Origin of the sequence: Brucella sp. NBRC 12950 (assembly GCF_030268145.1) — a bacterium.
In the GTDB taxonomy this organism is placed as follows: Bacteria; Pseudomonadota; Alphaproteobacteria; order Rhizobiales; family Rhizobiaceae; genus Brucella.
On sequence record NZ_BSQC01000013.1, the window covers coordinates 170371 to 189400 of the forward strand.

Here is a 19030-nt window from a genome sequence, read left to right on the forward strand (position 1 = left end):
TTTCGGGATTTCGTCTTACACCAATCAGTCTTTAACGACTGAGATATCCGGAGCGTCAACAGCCTTCATGCCGATGACGTGGTAGCCGCTGTCAGCGTGGTGAACTTCACCCGTGACCGAGCGCGAGAGGTCAGAGAGGAAGTAAAGGCCAACATCGCCCACTTCATCAATCGTAACCGTGCGGCGCAGCGGCGCATTGTACTCGTTCCACTTGAGAATATAGCGGAAGTCACCAATGCCGGATGCAGCCAAAGTCTTGATAGGACCTGCTGAAATCGCATTGACGCGGATATTCTGCGGGCCAAGATCAACGGCCAGATACTTGACGCTTGCTTCAAGAGCAGCCTTTGCAACGCCCATGACGTTGTAGTTCGGCATGACTTTTTCAGCGCCGTAATAGGTCAGCGTCAAAATGGAGCCGCCATCAGCCATCAGCTTTTCCGCGCGGCGCGAAATTGCCGTCAGCGAATAAACCGAAATCAGCATGGTGTTCTGGAAGTTGGCTTCGCTGGTATCGACGTAACGGCCGGTCAGTTCATCCTTGTCGGAGAAACCAATGGCGTGAACGACGAAGTCGAGCTTGCCCCACTTCTTTTCAAGTGCTTCAAAAACAGCATCAATGCTTGCGCCGTCAGCAACATCACAATGTCCTGCAACGAAAGCATCCAATTCTTCGGCCAACGGCTCCACGCGCTTCTTCAGCGCATCACCCTGATAGGTGAATGCGAGTTCCGCACCAGCTTCACGAGCGGCCTTGGCAATACCCCAGGCGATGGAACGGTTGTTGGCTACGCCCAGAATCAATCCGCGCTTGCCCTGCAACAAACCTGACTTTGCGGTCATTAAGGGTCCTCATCGAAATATAATCAACTAGATGCCCTATCGCACAGGCTTGCAACAGCTTCAAGCAATTGCGCATAAAAAGCCGGGTATTGTGATTTTATCGCACAACAGAGTTGTGCTTGAGCATCGGTTGAGGACGCAAAAGACACTACATAGCCTTTTTGCGGGGATTAAATGCAGCTCTAGCAGTTAATCCCCGCATTGGTTTTTATAACGATTTTGACTTATTCGCCTTTGCGCTTGCGCAAAAACTCTTCAAGTTCGGCATCGCCACCTTCCGGCAGCATGATGCGGACGTGAACATAAAGGTCGCCATGACCGCCAGCCTTCAGTGGCAGGCCCTTACCCTTGAGGCGCAGAACCTTATCTGAGTTGGACCAAGCCGGAACCTTGACGGCGATACGACCGCTCAGCGTTTCGACTTCAGCCTTACCGCCAAGGACGGCATCCTCAAGCTCGACCGGCAGATCGACATGCACATCGCGGCCTTCAAGCCTAAAACGTGCGCTTTGTTTGAAGTGGATCGTGACCAGCGCATCGCCGGGTGTTCCGCCCAGGACGTGCTCGCCCTGACCTTTGAGCCTGATTGTCTGGCCGTCTTCGACGAATTGCGGCAGCTTAATCTTCAGATGCTTGCCGTTGGGGAAGACGGCTTCAACCTTGTCGGCACCTGCAGCCTGTTCCAGCGTTATATTGATCGACGCTGAAAGATCGCTGCCCTTTACCGGCCCGCGCTGTTGACGTGCGCCACCGCGCCCGCCACCGAAAGCGCCGCCAAACAAATCATTGAGAATGTCTTCAGCGCCACCGAAGCCACCCTGTTGCCCGCCGCCACGCTGACGAAAGCCCGCAAACGGATCTCCGCCACCGAAACCGGCATGTCCATCAAAGCCGCCACCCTGACCGGCAAAGCCCTGAAACAATGGCTTGCCTTCTGCATCGATTTCGCCACGGTCAAACTGTCCGCGTTTGTCTTTATCGCCGACGATTTCATAGGCCTGGTTAACTTCCGCAAAACGCTCCTGAGCCTTCGGATCATCCTGGTTCTGATCCGGATGGTGCTTTTTGGCCAGTTTGCGAAATGCCGATTTTATTTCTTCGGGCTTCGCCGTTTTGGCGACGCCCAACACGCTATAGGGATCGCGCATATATAGTCCTCATTAGGAAAAATGACTGTAATCTCAGTCGCTAGACTCAGTTTGCCATAATATGCGCACGAAGCCGGAAAACTTCCAGACTTACAAAGGGATGTTTTCAAAAAAGCTTAGATCGGTGCAAATGAGGTGAGTGTCCACTGACCGCCCCGCTGCATACAGGTTTCGCCGCGATAGATCGAAACACCGTCAAAAGCCTCACGAGAGGTCTCGAATTTCCGGCAGAGGCCATCGTCGGATTTGGTCTCGGCAATCGTGGTAATCGTGCCCTGACTACCCGTATCAGGATTAGCCCACGGCACTGGCTTCTTGCCCCATTGGGTGAAATCGAGCGCCGAAACGACACTCTTGATCGTGGACTGGTCCGAAAGTTTGCCAGTATCTGTTTCTGTCTTTTGTGCTGGTTTGACTGAACCCGTGATTGTAGACGAATCAGGCACAGCCTTCTCAATACTGACGCCACCCATCGCACAGCCTGCCAGCGGCAAAACAACCATAACGAGCGCTGCACGGCGAATAAAAGCCATACCAAGAATCGTAGAATCGTCATGTGTGTCGCGGCGAGCGGATTCAGCAGCCAACGGTCTTCCCTTAAATACATCCTAAAGATGTAGCGAATATGGGGGGTATGGGGTTAACAAGCGGTTCGCGGGCAAGGTAAACAAATCGCTACCAAAGGACAACGGTATAAAGTTGGCTGACAGAGCTTCTATTGCAGATGTTCAGTGTTAATTGCGAAAACAAGCTTTTGCGGGCAAAAATCGCCATGATTAGTGAGCAGATTCAAGAGTCTGAAACATCGGTTCGAGTGAGGATGAACTTTGATTTCACGCCGTAACTTACTGATTGGTGGCGCCGCGCTTACCACAGCATTCAGCTTGCCAATTATCAGTGTTCGATCACAAAGCAGCCGCCTATCCCTTTGGCCTGCATCACCACCTGGTGACGGAGGCCCGAGCGGTTCGCCTGATATAACCAAGAGAGGCGCGGTCACAAACATTGCAGTACCTGGCTTAGAGATATTCAACCCTGAGCGGCCAAACGGTTCTGCAGTGATCATTGCCGGAGGTGGCGGATATAAGCGCATTGAGGAAGGCAAAGAGTCTTATCCCGCTGCACGCTGGCTCGCAAAAAGAGGCATTTTTGCTTTTGTCCTCACCTATCGACTGCCAATTGAGGGATGGGCTGCAGGACCACTGGCACCGCTACAGGACGTTCAAAGAGCATTTCGTCTGGTGCGGGCGAAAGCGGCTGACTGGCAGATTGCTCCAAACAAGATCGGTGCGCTGGGCTTTTCTGCTGGCGGGCACTTGATGGGGCTTGCCGCGACCCGCTCAGCTTTTGCGTCTTACGAACCTGTCGATGACATCGACACACAATCAGCCCGGCCAGATGCGGCGGCGCTGATTTATCCGGTTATTACACTTGAAGCGCCTTATGATCACACATCGACCCGTCGCTCGCTTGTTGGCAAGCATCCAACACAAGAAGCAACGCGGGAGTGGTCGGTTGAAAGCCATGTTAACAAGGATTGCCCTCCGGTTTTTCTCACGCAAGCGGATGACGATCAGATTTCCAATCCAGCCAATAGCCTTATCATGCAGCAAGCTTGTGTGAAGGCAGGCGTGGATGTGGAGTTTCATGCGATACCATCAGGTGGCCATGGCTTTGGCATGGGTAAGACGGGAACGCCTACGGAACAATGGCCGCAATGGTATGAAGCTTGGTTGAGAAAACACAACATGCTGGCATGATGCGTCGCAGCTCTCAGCCATGGACAAAGCGGACGAATTGGAGGAAGTTCCGCGTACCCAAGTTTTCCAGATATCTGAAATAGCGGCAAATGACAGACACCAGCGACGATTTCACCCAAAACTCAGAACCGTTCCGACTTTTTGCTGAATGGCTGAATGACGCCACCAAGAGCGAACTGAACGACCCAAATGCACTGGCACTTGCCACCGTTGATCCTGACGGTCTGCCCAATGTGCGTATGGTGCTACTCAAGGATTTCGACGAGCACGGTTTTGTTTTCTACACCAATTATGAAAGCAAGAAGGGGCAGGAAATCCTGTCCGCCGAAAAGGCTGCCATGTGCTTTCACTGGAAGTCGCTGCGCCGTCAGGTGCGCGTGCGCGGGCCAGTTGAGAAGGTCAGCGACGCAGAAGCCGACGCTTATTATGCATCGCGCCCACGCGGCAGCCGCATAGGAGCATGGGCATCGAAACAGTCGCGACCGCTCGAAAGCCGTTTTGCGCTTGAAAAGGCTGTTGCCGAATATACCGCTCGTTACGCCATCGGCGACATTCCAAGGCCTTCTCACTGGTCCGGATTCCGCATTCGCCCGGTTTCCATCGAATTCTGGCACGACCGTCCGTTCCGCCTGCATGACCGCGTGTTGTTTACCCGCGACACACCGGAAGGCGACTGGAACAAAGATCGGCTTTATCCGTAATCAAATAAGAAAAAGGCCACCGTTTCGGTGGCCTTTTTAATTCAGACGAGTGGTTTGACGGCCACCCACAGGCTCCCTAACACGAGGCCCAGAAAGATGATCAGGCCCACAATATTGTTGGAACGAAACAGTTTCAGACACTGATCGGGATTGTCGATATCAAGCACGATGATCTGGCGATAAAGATGCGCGCCTGCGGCCAGCAAACCAGCAAGTGCTGGCATCGGAACCTGCGCAACAGCAAACGCCGCCGCAAAAAAACCGATTGCTCCACCATAAAGCACCATGAGCGCAGTCTTGGTATGTTTGCCAAACAGCCGCGCGGTTGAACCCACTCCAACCAGTGCATCATCTTCCTTATCCTGATGGGCATAGATCGTATCGTAGCCGATCACCCAGAGGATCGCGCCGATGTAAAGCAGCACAGGCGGCAATGCGAGAGAGCCTTCCGAGGCCGCCCAACCCATTAGCGCGCCCCAAGAAAACGCCAGACCAAGCACCAGCTGCGGCCAATTGGTGAAACGCTTCATGAATGGATAGGCAGCAACAATCAGCAGCGAGAAGACACCAAGCCCGATTGAAAACCAGTTAAGCTGCAGCACCACAGCAAGGCCAACCAGCGCCTGCAAAACGAGAAAAATCTTCGCCTGCCTGCTCGTGACCTGCCCCGATGGCAGTGGACGCGACCGCGTGCGATCGACTTTATCGTCGATATCCTGATCGACAATATCATTATAGGTACATCCTGCACCGCGCATGGCAATTGAGCCAACCAAAAACAGGACAAGGTGCCAGATCGAGGGCATGACGGACCATGCACCGTCGCCAGGCTGCGCACCTGCGCCAGTAACGAGTGCTGCCGACCACCAGCACGGCCAGAGTAAAAGCTGCCAACCAATCGGGCGATCCCACCGAGCGAGCTGCGCATAGGGCCAAAGCGATGGCGGAAGAACACGATAGACCCAATGGCCCGAGGGCGCGTCTTTCACGCGTCCACGCACATCGCGCGACTGCACATCTGAATTGGCCCCAATACCGGACCCTGCATTGGGTTTTGACTGCTGCATGATTGCCTGCTTTCTAGAAACTGCTACGGCTCCACCCGCTTTTTATCCAAAAATCGCGGTACTGCCCTTGCCCGCAAACGCGTTGGGCAATAGAGACCCGTATCAATAAACATTTACTGATCTCACGCGCAGGGAGCAAGGCATGAAAGTTCTGTTGATCGGTTCCGGTGGCCGCGAACACGCATTGGCCTGGAAACTCGCCGCTTCCGAAAAGCTGACAAAGCTTTATTGCGCGCCCGGCAACCCCGGCATTGCCGAATATGCAGAACTTGTAACGCTCGACGTAACCGATCACGCAGCGGTCATCGCATTCGCCAAGGACAAGGCAATCGATCTGGTTGTCGTTGGCCCGGAAGCCCCACTGGTCGCGGGCCTCGCCGACGATCTCCAAGCCGAGAATATTCGCGTTTTCGGACCATCCAAGGCTGCCGCCCAGCTTGAAGGCTCGAAAGGCTTCACCAAGGATCTTTGCGCGCGTTTTGGCATCCCCACAGGTGCCTATGGCCGCTTCAACAATGCGCCAAAAGCCAAGGCCTATGTCCGTGAAGTAGGCGCACCTATCGTCGTCAAGGCCGACGGCCTTGCCGCCGGCAAAGGCGTTGTTGTTGCCATGACGCTCGATGAAGCGCTGGACGCTGTCGATGCCTGTTTTGAAGGCGCATTCGGTTCCGCTGGTGCCGAAGTGGTCGTTGAAGAGTTTCTTGAAGGTGAAGAAGCAAGCTTCTTCTGCATTTGCGATGGCAAAACGGCCCTATCGCTTGGCTCGGCACAGGACCACAAGCGCGTGGGCGATGGCGACACCGGCCCGAATACCGGCGGTATGGGCGCTTATGCCCCCGCTCCTGTAATGACGCCGGAAATCGTTGAGCGCACCATGCGCGAACTGATCGAACCGACCATGCGCGGCATGGCGGAAATTGGCGCACCTTTCTCGGGCGTGCTGTTCCTAGGCTTGATGATCGGCAAGGACGGCCCGAAGCTTATCGAATACAACACCCGTTTTGGTGATCCGGAATGTCAGGTGCTGATGATGCGCCTTGAAACCGACCTGCTTGATCTTATCAATGCGGCCGTGGACGGCAAGCTTGATGAAGTATCACTTGAGTGGAAAGACCAACCTGCCCTCACCGTGGTTATGGCTGCAGAAGGCTACCCTGCCAATGTGAAGAAAGGCAGCATCATTCGCGGTCTCGACAAGCTCAATGACATTGACGGACTCAAAGTTTTCCACGCCGGTACGGCTGAAAAAGACGGCAACCTCATTGCCAATGGTGGTCGCGTTCTCAACGTAACAGCGATTGCTAAAACGGTAGCCGAAGCCCAGAGCAAGGCTTATGACACCGTCAAGCAGATTGACTGGCCGGAAGGTTTTTATCGCTCAGACATTGGCTGGCGTGCAGTGGAACGCGAACGCTCGGGCAAGTAATAACCCGTCTCATGCGGCTGCAGCATTTCAAGCGATATGGACACGATTGCGCCCGGCTTTTTTCGCCTGATAGAGTGCCGCATCTGCACGGCGCATCGTCTCATAAAGGCTCTCATCATCGATCTGCTCGGCAACACCAAAGCTTGCCGTCGGGCTCCAAGCCGGAGATTTGCCTGTAAAGCGAAGCTCGCATAGAGCTTCCCGCAAGCTTTGCGCCAAAGCTTCCGCCGCCGCCATGTCGTTGTCTGGAATGAAGACGACGAATTCCTCGCCGCCCATTCGTGCGGCAACCGCTGCTTTCGGCAATTGCGTTTTGAGCAGCTTACCAAAAGCTGCAATCACCCTGTCACCGCCATCATGACCATAGGTATCGTTGACACGTTTGAAAAAATCCAGATCACTCATAATCACTGAATAGCGAATACGAGCGCCCTTGCGCGCCAAAACGCGGGAAACATGCCGATCAAAACCGCGTCGATTATAAATCTGCGAAAGCTCATCGACTTCCGATTGCTCGCTGGCCTCCCCCACCATATGCGACACAGTACTCAGCAAAAGAAGCAGTCCGCGCGCTACCTGCACCAACACACCCACTGCCAGGGAAACGATGACATGCCACGTGTTGGCATCGTCCTCCGGCCGCATATCGGAACCCGGCCAAGCGATGAGGAAAGCTTTTGAAAGGTAGTAAATGCAGCTGAATATCGCGAGCCCCATCATCAGTTTATCGACCAGGCGTGGCATACGCGATAGATAGATCACACGGATCATCCAAAGCTGCGCGAGGCAGAGCGGCAACTGATAAAGAAAGCGATGCAAAAACGACGTTCGAGGCAGATCATAGATGAGCAGATTGCAGATGATGGCCGCAAGGAAGAAGCCGCAATAAAATTTCCAGTCGATCTTCTGGTGATAGATACTTTGCAGGCCGATCGTTATAGCCAGAAAAGCCGCCATCAGAAGCGAGAAGGAAGCCAGGACCAATAGGCGTGGATTTTCTGCAAGCGGGATCCAATAGCCGAAGATTGCAACGAGTGCTGCTGCTATGGATGCCAGCGTGAACCAGCGCGGGGCTGCATAGTTCCGTTCCTGAATGGCAACGAACGCAAATGTCAGGATGAAAACACATGACACCGTCAGATTGACAGTCAGGAAGTACGGAACAAGCGTCATATAAAAACACCTACGAACATTACTGACGTTTACAATAATGAACTAAAAATTAGATTAAGTGCAGTGTTTTGTTTTTAAAGGTCTATTTTCGGATTGGAGCATGAGAAAACGTAACCGTCGCGCGCTTTCTAATGCACTGATGACTTGGAGAGCAAATTAACAATCAGCACACCAAAAATTATGAAGCCGATTCCGATAATTCCCCACAAGTCCAGCTTCTGACCATAGACCAGCCAGCCGAAGGCAGAGATCAGAACGATACCGCAGCCTGACCAGATCGCATAAGCCACACCCACCGGAACGGTTTGCAATGTCAGGGAAAGAAAATAAAAGGCTACGGCATAGCCAACAATCATCGTGAAGGTTGGAACCATAACCGTAAATGAGTTGGACGCCTTGAGCGCAGATGTCGCAATTACCTCTGCAACGATAGCAACACCGAGAAACAGATAGTTTTTCATGAGATTTAACTTTGTTGGTAAAGCCAGTTATTAGAGCGGCTCCAGTTAATATTAAATAGTTGGAACCACTCTATCTTTTTGTTTTTATGCATTATTCTTACGCAAAACCGCTTCGCACTTTTGCTGGAAATGCTTTAATCGCTAATCATTTTCAGCAGACGGCTCCGAAGTGCTGACCAGTCATTCGGGACGACGCCAACCATATGGCTCAGCCAGATTCCATCAGCTGCAAAACGCACCGCTTCCATATCTGCCCCGCTTTCCGTGTCGCCGTATTCTTCAAGCCGCGCATTAAGCCAATGGCCCCAGGCATCGCGAAGTCTTGCATCGGAAAATACCGATATCCATAAAGCCCATACGCGACTGTCATCCTGTTGCGCCTCTATCGCCAGCTCAAGATACGCTCTTGTAAAACGTCCGCGAGTTTCTTGGTCATTCGCCATTCTGGCTCGCAGGGCAGTTTCAAAATCCAGTACCAATTCGTCAAAGACCGCATCAATCAGCAATTGTTTGTTTGCGAAGTGGTGCAGCAGACCGCCCTTCGTGACGCCAGCTCTACTTGCCACAGCCTCAAGGCTCACCGCATTCAAACCAGACTCCAGTGCCAACTCGACAGCACTTTCAATGAGCTGCGAACGGACAAGTTGAGGGTTCTTCTGGCGACGATTAGCGATTGACATAAAGAAACCTACCAGATGGTTTGTTTTCTGTCACGCAGCAAACTTGCGTTTTCTTCGCGCTGTAAAAGGAAATCTGGTGTGAGGTTGCGACCACCCAAGGAAACCGAACGTGATCCAACAAGACAATTCACAATATTGACGTTTACGTAATAAGCCGATAGCTCTTATATCAACAGCCATTATGTTCCCGCTGCCTGATTGGCCGCGGGACGGGTTTCCGAGGAGAGACCCATACAAAGGCCAAGTGGAGGAAAGATGTATCGCGCGCCGGTTTCTGAAATTTCCCATACGCTGATGAAGGTCGCAGGCCTTGAAACAGCCATTGAAGAGAACCGTTTCCCCGAATTTTCCGCCGATCTGGCGGAAGCTATTCTGGAAGAAGCAGGCAGGTTTGCCTCCGAGCGCGTGGAACCACTTCGCATCACCGGTGACAGGCATGGAGCTACTGTTAAAGATGGCGTTGTAACGACGGCGCCCGGTTGGAAAGAGCTTTATTCCGACTGGATTGCGGGCGGCTGGAATTCACTAACCGGCACGCCGGAATATGGCGGCCAGGGCCTGCCAACCATGATGTCGGTGGCTGTCAGTGAAATGTGGAACTCCGGCACTTTGGCGTTTGCTATCGCTCCTACGCTCACCATGGGCGCGGTCGAAGCACTGGAAAAGCACGCCTCAAAAGAGCTGAAAGACACGTATTTAGAAAAGCTCATCACCGGCGAGTGGATGGGCACCATGAACCTGACGGAGCCGCAGGCGGGCTCTGATCTCGGTGCATTGCGTGCGCGTGCAGAGCGCAGCGATGATGGTTCATATCGTATTTTTGGCCAGAAGATTTTCATTACCTATGGCGAACATGACCTGACCGACAATATTGTACATCTGGTGCTGGCCCGCCTGCCCGATGCACCTGCCGGAACCAAGGGCATATCGCTGTTTCTGGTGCCGAAATTCCTCGTCAATGCAGATGGTTCGCTTGGCCGACGCAACGATCTGTTCTGCTCGGGCCTGGAACACAAGATGGGCATTCATGCCTCCCCTACCTGCACCATGATCTATGGCGATGGGTTCGTGAAAGGCGAGGAAACAGGTGCTGTTGGTTATCTGATTGGCGAAGAAAATCGCGGCCTCGCCTGCATGTTCACCATGATGAACAATGCCCGTTTGCTGGTTGGTATTCAGGGCGTTGGCGTGGCCGAAGCCGCCTATCAGCAGGCATTGAACTACGCCAAAGACCGCAAACAGGGCCGCGCCTTGGGTGCTGATCCCAAGGCTGGCATGAGCCCAATTATCGAGCACCCGGATGTGCAACGTATGTTGCTCACCATGAAAGCGCTGACACAGGTTGCCCGCTCCATCACCTATTCATGCGCCCATGCGATCGATATGAGTCATGCAACAGAGGGTGCTGACGCACAATTCTGGTCGGATCGCGCCGGACTGCTCACACCTTTGGCCAAAAGCTTTGCAACTGACGTCGGCGTGGATGTGGCCTCGCTTGGCGTGCAGATCCATGGCGGCATGGGCTTCATCGAAGAAACCGGTGCAGCGCAATTGCTGCGCGATGCCCGCATTACTCCAATTTATGAAGGTACAAATGGCATTCAGGCCATTGACCTTGTGCTGCGCAAGTTACCGCTCGGCAATGGTGAGCGCATCGGCAACTATCTCGCCGAACTGCAGCAAGAAGCGGACAAAGCGACAAAATCGAACCGTCCTGAACTTGGCGAAACGGGTTCACGTCTTTCGGCAGCCATCAACGAAGCGCGTGAAGCCACTGAATGGCTGCAAAAGGCGGCAAGTGAAGGCCGTACAGAAGAAGCGCTGGCTGGAGCAACGCCGTATCAGCGTCTGCTTTCCCTGACTGCTGGCGGCGCTTATCTCGCGCGCGCAGCAATTAACAGTGACGATGCCGGCCGCGCTGCGCTTTGCCGCTTCTTTGCCGAAAACATGCTTGCGGAAGTCTCATCCCTCAAGGACACCGTCATCAGCGGCGCAGTCAGCCTTGCAGCTGCAAAATCCGCGCTGGAGGTCTGATTATGAGCGAGCATGTTCTGATCGAACGCAAAGATGCAGTGCAGATCATCCGGCTTAATAGGGCCGACAAGAAAAATGCCATCACCCGCGCCATGTATGCGGCAATGGCCAAGGCGCTTGTAGATGGCGATGCCGATGATGCTGTGCGCGTGCATGTGTTTTTGGGCGTGCCCGGCGCATTCTCGTCAGGCAACGACATGCAGGATTTCATGGCTGCCGCATCGGACGGCAATATGGGCAATGACATTCTGAATTTTCTCGCAGCCCTATCGGGCTCGAAGAAGCCGGTCATATCCGGCGTCGATGGCCTGGCTATCGGGATCGGCACGACAATCCATCTTCATTGCGACCTGACGTTTGCCACTAACCATGCGTTGTTTCGCACACCGTTTGTTGATCTCGGACTCGTACCAGAAGCGGCCTCCAGCCTGCTTGCACCATCGCTGATGGGGCATCAGAAGGCTTTTGCATTGCTCGCACTGGGGCATGGCTTCGATGCGCAGGCGGCACTGGAAGCGGGCATTGTCTATAAGGTTGTAGAAAGCAGCGAGCTGGAAGCAGAAGTGCTGAAAGCTGCAGAGGAAATTGCTGCCAAGCCTCCGCAGGCCATGCAGATTGCTCGCAGCCTGATGCGTATGCCTGCCGAACCTGTTGCTGATCGCATCGCAAGAGAAGCAAAGCATTTTGCCGAGCGGCTCACGTCGAGCGAAGCGCGCGAAGCCGTAATGGCGTTTCTCAGTCGCAAAAAGTAATCTGAATAAAAAATTACCCGGATGGGATTACCATCCGGCTGGCTTGCTGGAGGTCAGCCAAGTTGGTTGCTCCGGCATCGAGGCCTTTGATGTCTGGAAAGGTCCTTCATCTTTCCAGACGACCACCGAGCGGTGCGTTATTCCTTAGATAGTATAGAAATCCGACGAGAACGTGTTCACACGCGAATGTGATGACCTGCTAGTATGGCGAACCCGAAATTCGTATCGCTTTGATGCAGCTCTTGGAGCGAATTTCGGGATGCGATCTAGTTTCGAGCGATAATCTCACGGCCTTCAATGACCATACGCACGCCCAGCGAACCGGTTTTGCGGCGAGCAAGGAAGCGAGGGCGGCGGCGGCGCGGTTCCTGCCCCTGGCGGCGCGCCTGTGGCTCCCCGGTGCGAACCGGGCCAGTGCTTTCATAAAGCGGGCGCGCAACGCCATCTTCTTCCACCAGCATCATTGGTAGGTTGAAGGTTGCAGCCCAAGCGCGCCAGTCAGCAGCAACATCGGTCAGGTCGTGAGCAACCAGCAGCGGCACAGAAAGCTGCGGATCTTCATGCATCAGTTCAAGCGTTACGGTGATTTCGCCAAATTCGTCTTCAACGGCGCGGGCCGTCACACCGATGAATGCGTTGATCGGAAGAGCGAGCGACATTGGCAAGCCGCTCGATGGCAGGATCTGGCGGATAACCGCACCACGTTCACTAATGGTGAAGGTTACGTCTGCATCACAATCTTCTGCCGCATAGGTCACAACCTGCGGAAGGTGAAACGGATCGAGCCGAAGTTCCTGACCTGCCCATTCTGGCTTCTTAAGTCCGCTGCTCATCATTTTCGACGCCTCTGTCTATCTCTGCCTGTTTTTTGAGAGCCAGTTATTCCGGCTTCTCTTTTGAGCGATGTTCGCTCTTGTTGATTTGGAGAATAGACCGCGTTTATTACCGATGCACTTAACGCGTTAGGTTAACTTTTCCCTGCTTTTTCATTTGGTTACCGGATTACAACCAGGTGTAAGAAGTCGGTAATTCTTGCTAATTTTCGTTTACATAAATGAAAAGGCGGACAGTTTCCTGCCCGCCTCGTTTTCGTCATATTCGCTGAATTTACAGCACTTTACCCGGATTCATAATACCATTCGGGTCGAATGATTTCTTAATACGGCGCATCAATTCAAGAGCTACGTCCTGCTTGAAGAAGGCAAGCTCCTCACGCTTCAATACGCCGATGCCATGCTCGGCCGAGATCGATCCGGTATAAGAAGCAACAATTGTATGAATGCGGTGATTTAATTCGTGCCAGCGATCAAGGAAGGCTTGCTTGTCGGCACCCACCGGCTGCGACACATTATAGTGCAGATTGCCGTCGCCAATATGGCCGAAGCAAACGATACGCGAGCCGGGAATCATTTCCAGCGTTGCCGCGTTGGCTTCGTGAATGAATTCCGGGATTTTTACGACAGGCACCGAGATATCGTGCTTGATCGAGCCGCCTTCCGGCTTCTGCGCCCAGGACATTTCCTCGCGCATTTTCCAGAACATCTGCGCCTGTGCAACGCTCTCGGCAATCGCCGCATCCTGAATGATATCGTTCTCGAAAGCTTCCGTCAGGATCGTTTCAAGCGTTGTGCGCGCATCGTCTTCCGAGCGGGTCGAAGAAATATCAACCAGCACATACCAGTCATGCGGGCTTTCGAGCGGATCGCGAACACCGTCCACATGGGCAACCGTGAACTCAACGCCCACACGCGGCATCAATTCAAAGCCAGTGAGCGATGGCCCTGCATGTTCGATCGCAAGCTGGAACAGGCGCAGCACGTCTTCCGGGCTGCGAAGACCTGCATAGGCCACGCCCTTGCCCTTTGGCTGCGGGTAAATCTTCAAAACGGCAGCCGTGATAACACCAAGCGTGCCTTCCGAACCGACAAACAGGTCCTTGAGATCATAGCCGGTGTTGTCTTTCTTCACGTAGCGCAGATCGTTGAGGATTTCGCCGCTTGGCAGAACCACTTCAAGACCGAGGCAAAGCTCGCGCATATTGCCATAAGCGAGAACTGCGGTGCCGCCAGCGTTTGAACCAAGATTGCCGCCAATCTGGCAGGAACCTTCCGCGCCAAGCGACAGCGGGAACAGACGGCCCACTTTCTGCGCTTCGTCCTGAAGGTTTTTGAGAATCACACCGGCTTCCACCGTCACGAGATTGCCGACCGGATCAACCGAGCGGACCTTGTTCATACGGCAAAGCGACAGAACAATCGTGGTGTTGCTTTCATCCGGCGTCTGACCGCCAACAAGGCCGGTATTGCCGCCCTGCGGCACAACTGGCGTCTTGGTTTCATTGGCAAGTTTCAGGATCGCAGAAACTTCTTCTGTTGAAGCGGGGCGCAGAACCAGTGGCGAGCGGCCCTGATAGAGATCGCGCTGTTCGATCATGAAAGGCGCAATATCTTCCGGCGCGGTCAGCGCATTTTTTTCGCCAACGATGGCTGCAAAACGTTCGATCAGGGCGGTGTCGAGCATGTGCTTCTCTTGTCAGTTTGGGGAACTAGCGCGGGGCCGCCGCGCGTTTAAGACGATCATTGATAGCCTCACCGAGACCATCAAAAGGAATGGGTTCAACAGCAATGGTACGTGCGCCGCTTGCATCAAGCTTACGCATGAAATCAAACAAATTGCTGGCCGCTTCGCGCAAATCGCCGGTTGGGCTGAGGTTTAGCGTCGAAACCGCCTTGTCGAAACCGGCCACGCGGTTCGGCCCGAAAGCCAACAAAGCCTCGCCCTCGTGAACACTTGCAGCATCAAGCCGCACGGCAGCATCTGGCGCATAATGGGATTCCATCATGCCCGGCGCTTGAATGACGGCCTTATGCTCGGCACGTTCAAGCTTAACGCCAATCAGCGCTTCAATCTCTTCTGCCGCCAGACCACCGGGGCGCAACAAGCGCACGCGCTCGCCTTCAACCTTAAGAATAGTCGATTCAACACCCACGCCACACGGACCGGCATCAAGGATCATGTCGATCTTGTCGCCCAGATCATCCGCCACAGCCTTGGCCGAAGTGGGGCTGATACGACCCGATGTGTTGGCGCTTGGTGCGGCAACAGGACTGTCGAGCTGGTTTATAACATCACGCACTTGGCCGGTTGGCATACGGATGGCAAGCGTATCAAGCCCCGCCGTCACCAGCGGATGGATCGGGCGCTGCGTGTCTTGCTTGGTTTTCAACGGCAGAACAAGTGTCAACGGCCCCGGCCAGAAGGCTTCGGCGAGTTTGCGCGAGATAGGATCGAAAGTCACATAACGCTCGGCCATGGCTATACTGTCGACATGGGCAATGAGCGGATTAAATTGCGGACGGCCTTTGGCGGCGAAAATACCCGCAACGCCTTCGCCATGCGCGGCATCAGCCGCAAGACCATAGACCGTCTCGGTCGGAATCGCGACAAGGCCGCCACGGGTGAGCACAGCCACCGCGCGCGAAACAGCTTTATCGTCAAATTCCAGAATGTCGGCCAAAGGCTTCAGCCCTTATTCATTGTTACTGCGCTTTTTCGCGCATGTCGTAGCTACACAAAGCGTCGCTTTTGAGCAAGAGACTCCGATCTGCACTTCATGCAAGATCGGAATGAGTTATTAAAAAAGCCGCCTTTGAGGCGGCTCTTTTATTTTATCCGGCGATTTTCGAGAAATCGGCCACCTTACTGGTGGCGGTGCGGATTTGTTCAAGCAGTGCAAGGCGATTGGCGCGGACGTTTTCGTCCTCGTCATTGACCAGTACCTTCTCGAAGAAAGTATCGACCGGACCGCGCAACTTGGCCAGCGCCAGCATTGCGCCGCCGAAATCTTCGCGGGCAATGGCTTCTTCGGCTTCTTGGGCTGCGAGGTTCACAGCCGCATAAAGCGCCTTTTCCTCATCAAGCTTCAAGAGAGCCGCGTCAACGCTTTGGGCGACCTTAGTGCCCTTCTTTTCTTCGGCAGCCAGAATATTGGCAGCGCGCTTGGTACCAGCCAGAAGGTTCTTGCCGTCTTCTTCATTGATGAAGACGATCAAGGCTTCCAACCGACGGGCAACCAGCAGAAGATTGTCGGCATCCGAAGTCAGAACCGCATCAATTGCGTCGTGTCGTGCACCGTCTTCCTTCAAGTGAACCTTGAAACGGTCATGCAAGAAGGACAGCAGATCAGCCAGCAATGGCTCAGCATTGGCTTCGACTTCCGCGCGTGTGGTCGTTTCAAGATTGCGCAGTGCGTTATCGACGTCCTGTTCACCATCAACATCGCCAGATTTTTCATCTGCGAGCTTGGCTTCAAACTCACGCAGTTTGCGCTGAACCTGACCTTCCTTGAGCGAGGCATAAGCTGAGCGCAAGAGTGGCAGAAGAGGGAACTTCCAGTCCTGCGACAGAACCAGACGGATCACGCCAAGCGCTGCACGACGCAGAGCGAACGGGTCTTTCGATCCGGTCGGCTTTTCATCAATCGCCCAGAAACCGACCAGCGTGTCGAGCTTATCAGCAAGCGCGACAGCAACTGAAACCGCGTTTTTCGGTACGAAATCAGATGGGCCTTGTGGCTTGTAATGCTCTTCTAGCGCAGCTGCGACGGATTCGTCTTCGCCCTGAAGTAGAGCATATTTACGACCCATTGCGCCCTGAAGTTCAGGGAATTCGCCGACAACTTCCGTGGTCAGATCAGCCTTGGCCAGAACTGCCGCCCGTGCTCCAAGCGCAGGATCGGCACCGACCAGCGGCGCGATTTGTGCTGCAAGCTGGCGGATGCGTTCGACGCGTGCGCCTTGCGTGCCGAGCTTGGCATGGAAGGTCACATTGAGCGCGTCCAAACGCGCCATGCGCTGATCGAGCGGCTTTTTCAGATCAAGGCCAAATTTTTCGCCAGACAGCGTGAGCTTGTCGAGGTCCGGCAGATCATGCTGATCGGTGTGCCAGAAATAGAGCGCATCGGAGAGGCGTGCGCGCACGACCTTGCCATTGCCGTAAGCGATTTCTGTGCCGCCATCGCGGGCTGCGATGTTGGAGATCAGAATGAACTTGTTCGACAGCGCTTCCGTTTCACCCTGCTTGCGGGTGACAAAGCATTTCTGGTTCACACGGATTGTCAGCTGAATGACTTCCGGCGGAATCGCCAGAAACTCTTCCTCAAACTCGCCCATCAGCACCACAGGCCATTCGACCAGACCAGAAACCTCTTCAAGAAGACCCGCGTCTTCGACCAGTTCCAGACCGGATGCGAAAGCAAGATTATGCGCGTCCTGCGAGATGATTTCCTTGCGGCGCTCGGCGTCGAGAACCACAAAAGCCTTTTCGAGCTTTTCGACATAATCGTCAAAACGGCGCACCTTGATTGCCTGACCATCACTCAGGAAACGATGACCATAGGTGACATTGCCCGACTTGATGCCATCGACGTCAAACTCGACCACAACCGTTTCTTCGGTTTCAGGACCGAAGGTGCAGAGGATCGATTGCAGCGGACGCACCCAGCGAAGCGCACCCGGCTTTGATGAAGCCGCACCCCAGCGCATGGACTTTGGCCAAGGGAAGTTGCGGATTGTCTGCGGTACGAGTTCCGCGATGATTTCTTCTGCAGCACGGCCCGGCTTGGTCAGATGGGCAACGTAGAAATCGCCCTTCTTCGGATCGGAATGCACATGCGCCTGAGACACATCGGTCAATCCAGCCTTGCGGAGAAAGCCCTGAATAGCCTGCTCTGGAGCCGTGACGGATGGGCCTTTTAAGTCTTCATGCACGTCTTTCGAACGCACAGTCAGGCCGCGCACATCGAGCGTCAGACGACGCGGGGTCCAATAGGCGGTCGTGGCCTCATAGGTCAGACCAGCTTCCACCAGACCATCGGTGATCATCTTCTTGAAATCACCCGCAGCCTTGCGCTGCATACGGGCAGGAATCTCTTCCGAGAAAAGTTCGAGCAACAAATCAGGCATTACACAGCCTCGTTCTTAAGGTTGAAGCCGCCGGCGTCGGTGAGCAAAAATGCTTCGCCGCACTGACGCGCGAGATTGCGCACGCGCAGAATATAGCTCTGACGTTCAGTGACCGAGATCACGCCGCGCGCATCCATCAGGTTGAAGACATGGGATGCCTTGATGCACTGGTCATAGGCCGGGAAAACGCATTTATGCAGCGAGCCTTCGCCTGTGCTGCCTGCCTTCAAAATCGCAGCGCATTCGCGCTCAGCATCAATGAAATGCTGGTGCAGAATATCGGTGTTCGCCATTTCGAAATTGTAGCGGGAATATTCCTGCTCAGCCTGCAAGAAAACATCACCATAGGTGACTTTTTCCTCGCCTTCGAGACCATTGAAGTTGAGGTCATAGACATTGTCCACGCCCTGCACATACATGGCGAGGCGTTCAAGACCATAGGTCAACTCACCCGCAACCGGCGAGCATTCAATGCCGCAAACCTGCTGGAAATAAGTGAACTGCGACACTTCCATGCCGTCACACCAGCATTCCCAGCCAAGGCCCCAAGCGCCGAGCGTCGGGCTTTCCCAGTCGTCTTCCACAAAGCGCACGTCATGCAGCGTCGGATCAAGACCGATAGCACGCAGCGAACCGAGGTAGAGCCCCTGCAGGTTCGGCGGCGATGGCTTGATGATCACCTGATACTGATAATAATGCTGCAAGCGGTTTGGATTTTCACCATAGCGGCCATCCTTCGGACGGCGCGACGGCTGCACATAGGCAATTTTCCAAGGCTTTGGCCCGAGCGAACGCAAAGTCGTCGCCGGGTGGAACGTACCCGCCCCTACTTCCATGTCGTAAGGCTGCAAAATAGCGCAACCGTGTTCCGCCCAATAGTTATGGAGCGTCAGGATCAAGCCCTGAAAGGAACGGGTGGGGTGCATATGTGCTGGCAACGTACTGGACACAGGGTCAGGCCTTGTTATTGAAATGATGGCCCGGTCTAATTTGTCCGCCTGCCACGGTCAAGCATGACATTT

The 19030-nt window shown here is 54.2% G+C and carries 17 protein-coding genes; 5 read left to right on the plus strand and 12 right to left on the minus strand.

Annotated elements, in window-relative coordinates; all coding sequences use genetic code 11:
* Window positions 1-24: 24 nt before the first annotated feature.
* From fabI to QSJ70_RS20960, 3 genes are all read right to left on the minus strand, one after another.
* Complete coding sequence (gene fabI / locus QSJ70_RS20950; RefSeq protein WP_007873744.1) at window positions 25-843, minus strand: enoyl-ACP reductase FabI; 819 nt, start codon at window positions 841-843, stop codon at window positions 25-27.
* Between the two features lie 224 nt (window positions 844-1067).
* Window positions 1068-1991, minus strand: a complete 924-nt coding sequence (locus QSJ70_RS20955; RefSeq protein ID WP_007873742.1) for a DnaJ C-terminal domain-containing protein — start codon at window positions 1989-1991, stop codon at window positions 1068-1070.
* 116 nt (window positions 1992-2107) lie between these two features.
* Window positions 2108-2578 carry an RT0821/Lpp0805 family surface protein gene (locus QSJ70_RS20960; RefSeq protein WP_241270807.1) on the minus strand — a complete coding sequence of 157 codons (471 nt, stop codon included), beginning with the start codon at window positions 2576-2578 and terminating at the stop codon, window positions 2108-2110.
* Window positions 2579-2818: 240 nt separating this feature from the next.
* Between QSJ70_RS20960 and QSJ70_RS20965 the strand changes: the two genes are divergently transcribed.
* Entirely contained in the window at window positions 2819-3751 is a 933-nt protein-coding gene (locus tag QSJ70_RS20965; RefSeq protein ID WP_231193803.1) for an alpha/beta hydrolase, read from the plus strand.
* Between the two features lie 89 nt (window positions 3752-3840).
* Window positions 3841-4452: a pyridoxamine 5'-phosphate oxidase gene (pdxH, locus tag QSJ70_RS20970; protein WP_285539286.1), complete on the plus strand. Its 612-nt coding sequence runs from the start codon at window positions 3841-3843 to the stop codon at window positions 4450-4452.
* Window positions 4453-4493: 41 nt separating this feature from the next.
* Here pdxH and ubiA read toward each other — a convergent pair whose 3' ends face one another.
* The gene (gene ubiA / locus QSJ70_RS20975; protein WP_285539287.1) at window positions 4494-5519 is read right to left on the minus strand and encodes a 4-hydroxybenzoate octaprenyltransferase; all 1026 of its coding nucleotides are present in this window, start codon (window positions 5517-5519) and stop codon (window positions 4494-4496) included.
* A 142-nt stretch (window positions 5520-5661) separates the two neighbouring features.
* Here ubiA and purD point away from each other — a divergent pair, with 142 nt between their 5' ends.
* A complete protein-coding gene (purD, locus tag QSJ70_RS20980) occupies window positions 5662-6945 on the plus strand; it encodes a phosphoribosylamine--glycine ligase (protein ID WP_064320246.1) in 1284 nt (427 codons plus the stop codon).
* Window positions 6946-6972: 27 nt separating this feature from the next.
* Here purD and QSJ70_RS20985 read toward each other — a convergent pair whose 3' ends face one another.
* From QSJ70_RS20985 to QSJ70_RS20995, 3 genes are all read right to left on the minus strand, one after another.
* Complete coding sequence (locus QSJ70_RS20985; protein ID WP_285539290.1) at window positions 6973-8118, minus strand: GGDEF domain-containing protein; 1146 nt, start codon at window positions 8116-8118, stop codon at window positions 6973-6975.
* 128 nt (window positions 8119-8246) lie between these two features.
* Window positions 8247-8579 carry an SMR family transporter gene (locus QSJ70_RS20990; protein ID WP_064320244.1) on the minus strand — a complete coding sequence of 111 codons (333 nt, stop codon included), beginning with the start codon at window positions 8577-8579 and terminating at the stop codon, window positions 8247-8249.
* 134 nt (window positions 8580-8713) lie between these two features.
* Window positions 8714-9259 carry a TetR/AcrR family transcriptional regulator gene (locus tag QSJ70_RS20995; protein ID WP_285539293.1) on the minus strand — a complete coding sequence of 182 codons (546 nt, stop codon included), beginning with the start codon at window positions 9257-9259 and terminating at the stop codon, window positions 8714-8716.
* A 255-nt stretch (window positions 9260-9514) separates the two neighbouring features.
* Here QSJ70_RS20995 and QSJ70_RS21000 point away from each other — a divergent pair, with 255 nt between their 5' ends.
* Complete coding sequence (locus tag QSJ70_RS21000) at window positions 9515-11293, plus strand: acyl-CoA dehydrogenase family protein (RefSeq protein WP_285539295.1); 1779 nt, start codon at window positions 9515-9517, stop codon at window positions 11291-11293.
* A 2-nt stretch (window positions 11294-11295) separates the two neighbouring features.
* Window positions 11296-12045, plus strand: coding sequence for a crotonase/enoyl-CoA hydratase family protein (locus QSJ70_RS21005; RefSeq protein ID WP_285539296.1), 750 nt, complete (start codon window positions 11296-11298; stop codon window positions 12043-12045).
* Window positions 12046-12311: 266 nt separating this feature from the next.
* Here QSJ70_RS21005 and QSJ70_RS21010 read toward each other — a convergent pair whose 3' ends face one another.
* The 5 genes from QSJ70_RS21010 to QSJ70_RS21030 form a co-directional block, all read right to left on the minus strand.
* Window positions 12312-12881, minus strand: a complete 570-nt coding sequence (locus QSJ70_RS21010; RefSeq protein WP_007873714.1) for a DUF6101 family protein — start codon at window positions 12879-12881, stop codon at window positions 12312-12314.
* A 271-nt stretch (window positions 12882-13152) separates the two neighbouring features.
* Window positions 13153-14565 (minus strand): FAD-binding oxidoreductase, encoded by a 1413-nt coding sequence (locus QSJ70_RS21015; protein ID WP_285539300.1) that lies wholly within the window; start codon window positions 14563-14565, stop codon window positions 13153-13155.
* A 25-nt stretch (window positions 14566-14590) separates the two neighbouring features.
* Window positions 14591-15562 (minus strand): L-threonylcarbamoyladenylate synthase, encoded by a 972-nt coding sequence (locus QSJ70_RS21020; protein ID WP_285539302.1) that lies wholly within the window; start codon window positions 15560-15562, stop codon window positions 14591-14593.
* A gap of 151 nt (window positions 15563-15713) precedes the next feature.
* On the minus strand, window positions 15714-18008 hold the full coding sequence (glyS, locus tag QSJ70_RS21025) for a glycine--tRNA ligase subunit beta (RefSeq protein ID WP_285539304.1): 2295 nt from the start codon (window positions 18006-18008) through the stop codon (window positions 15714-15716).
* Entirely contained in the window at window positions 18008-18934 is a 927-nt protein-coding gene (locus QSJ70_RS21030) for a glycine--tRNA ligase subunit alpha (protein ID WP_285539327.1), read from the minus strand. The genes glyS and QSJ70_RS21030 overlap by 1 nt, the downstream gene beginning before the upstream one ends.
* Window positions 18935-19030 lie beyond the last annotated feature (96 nt).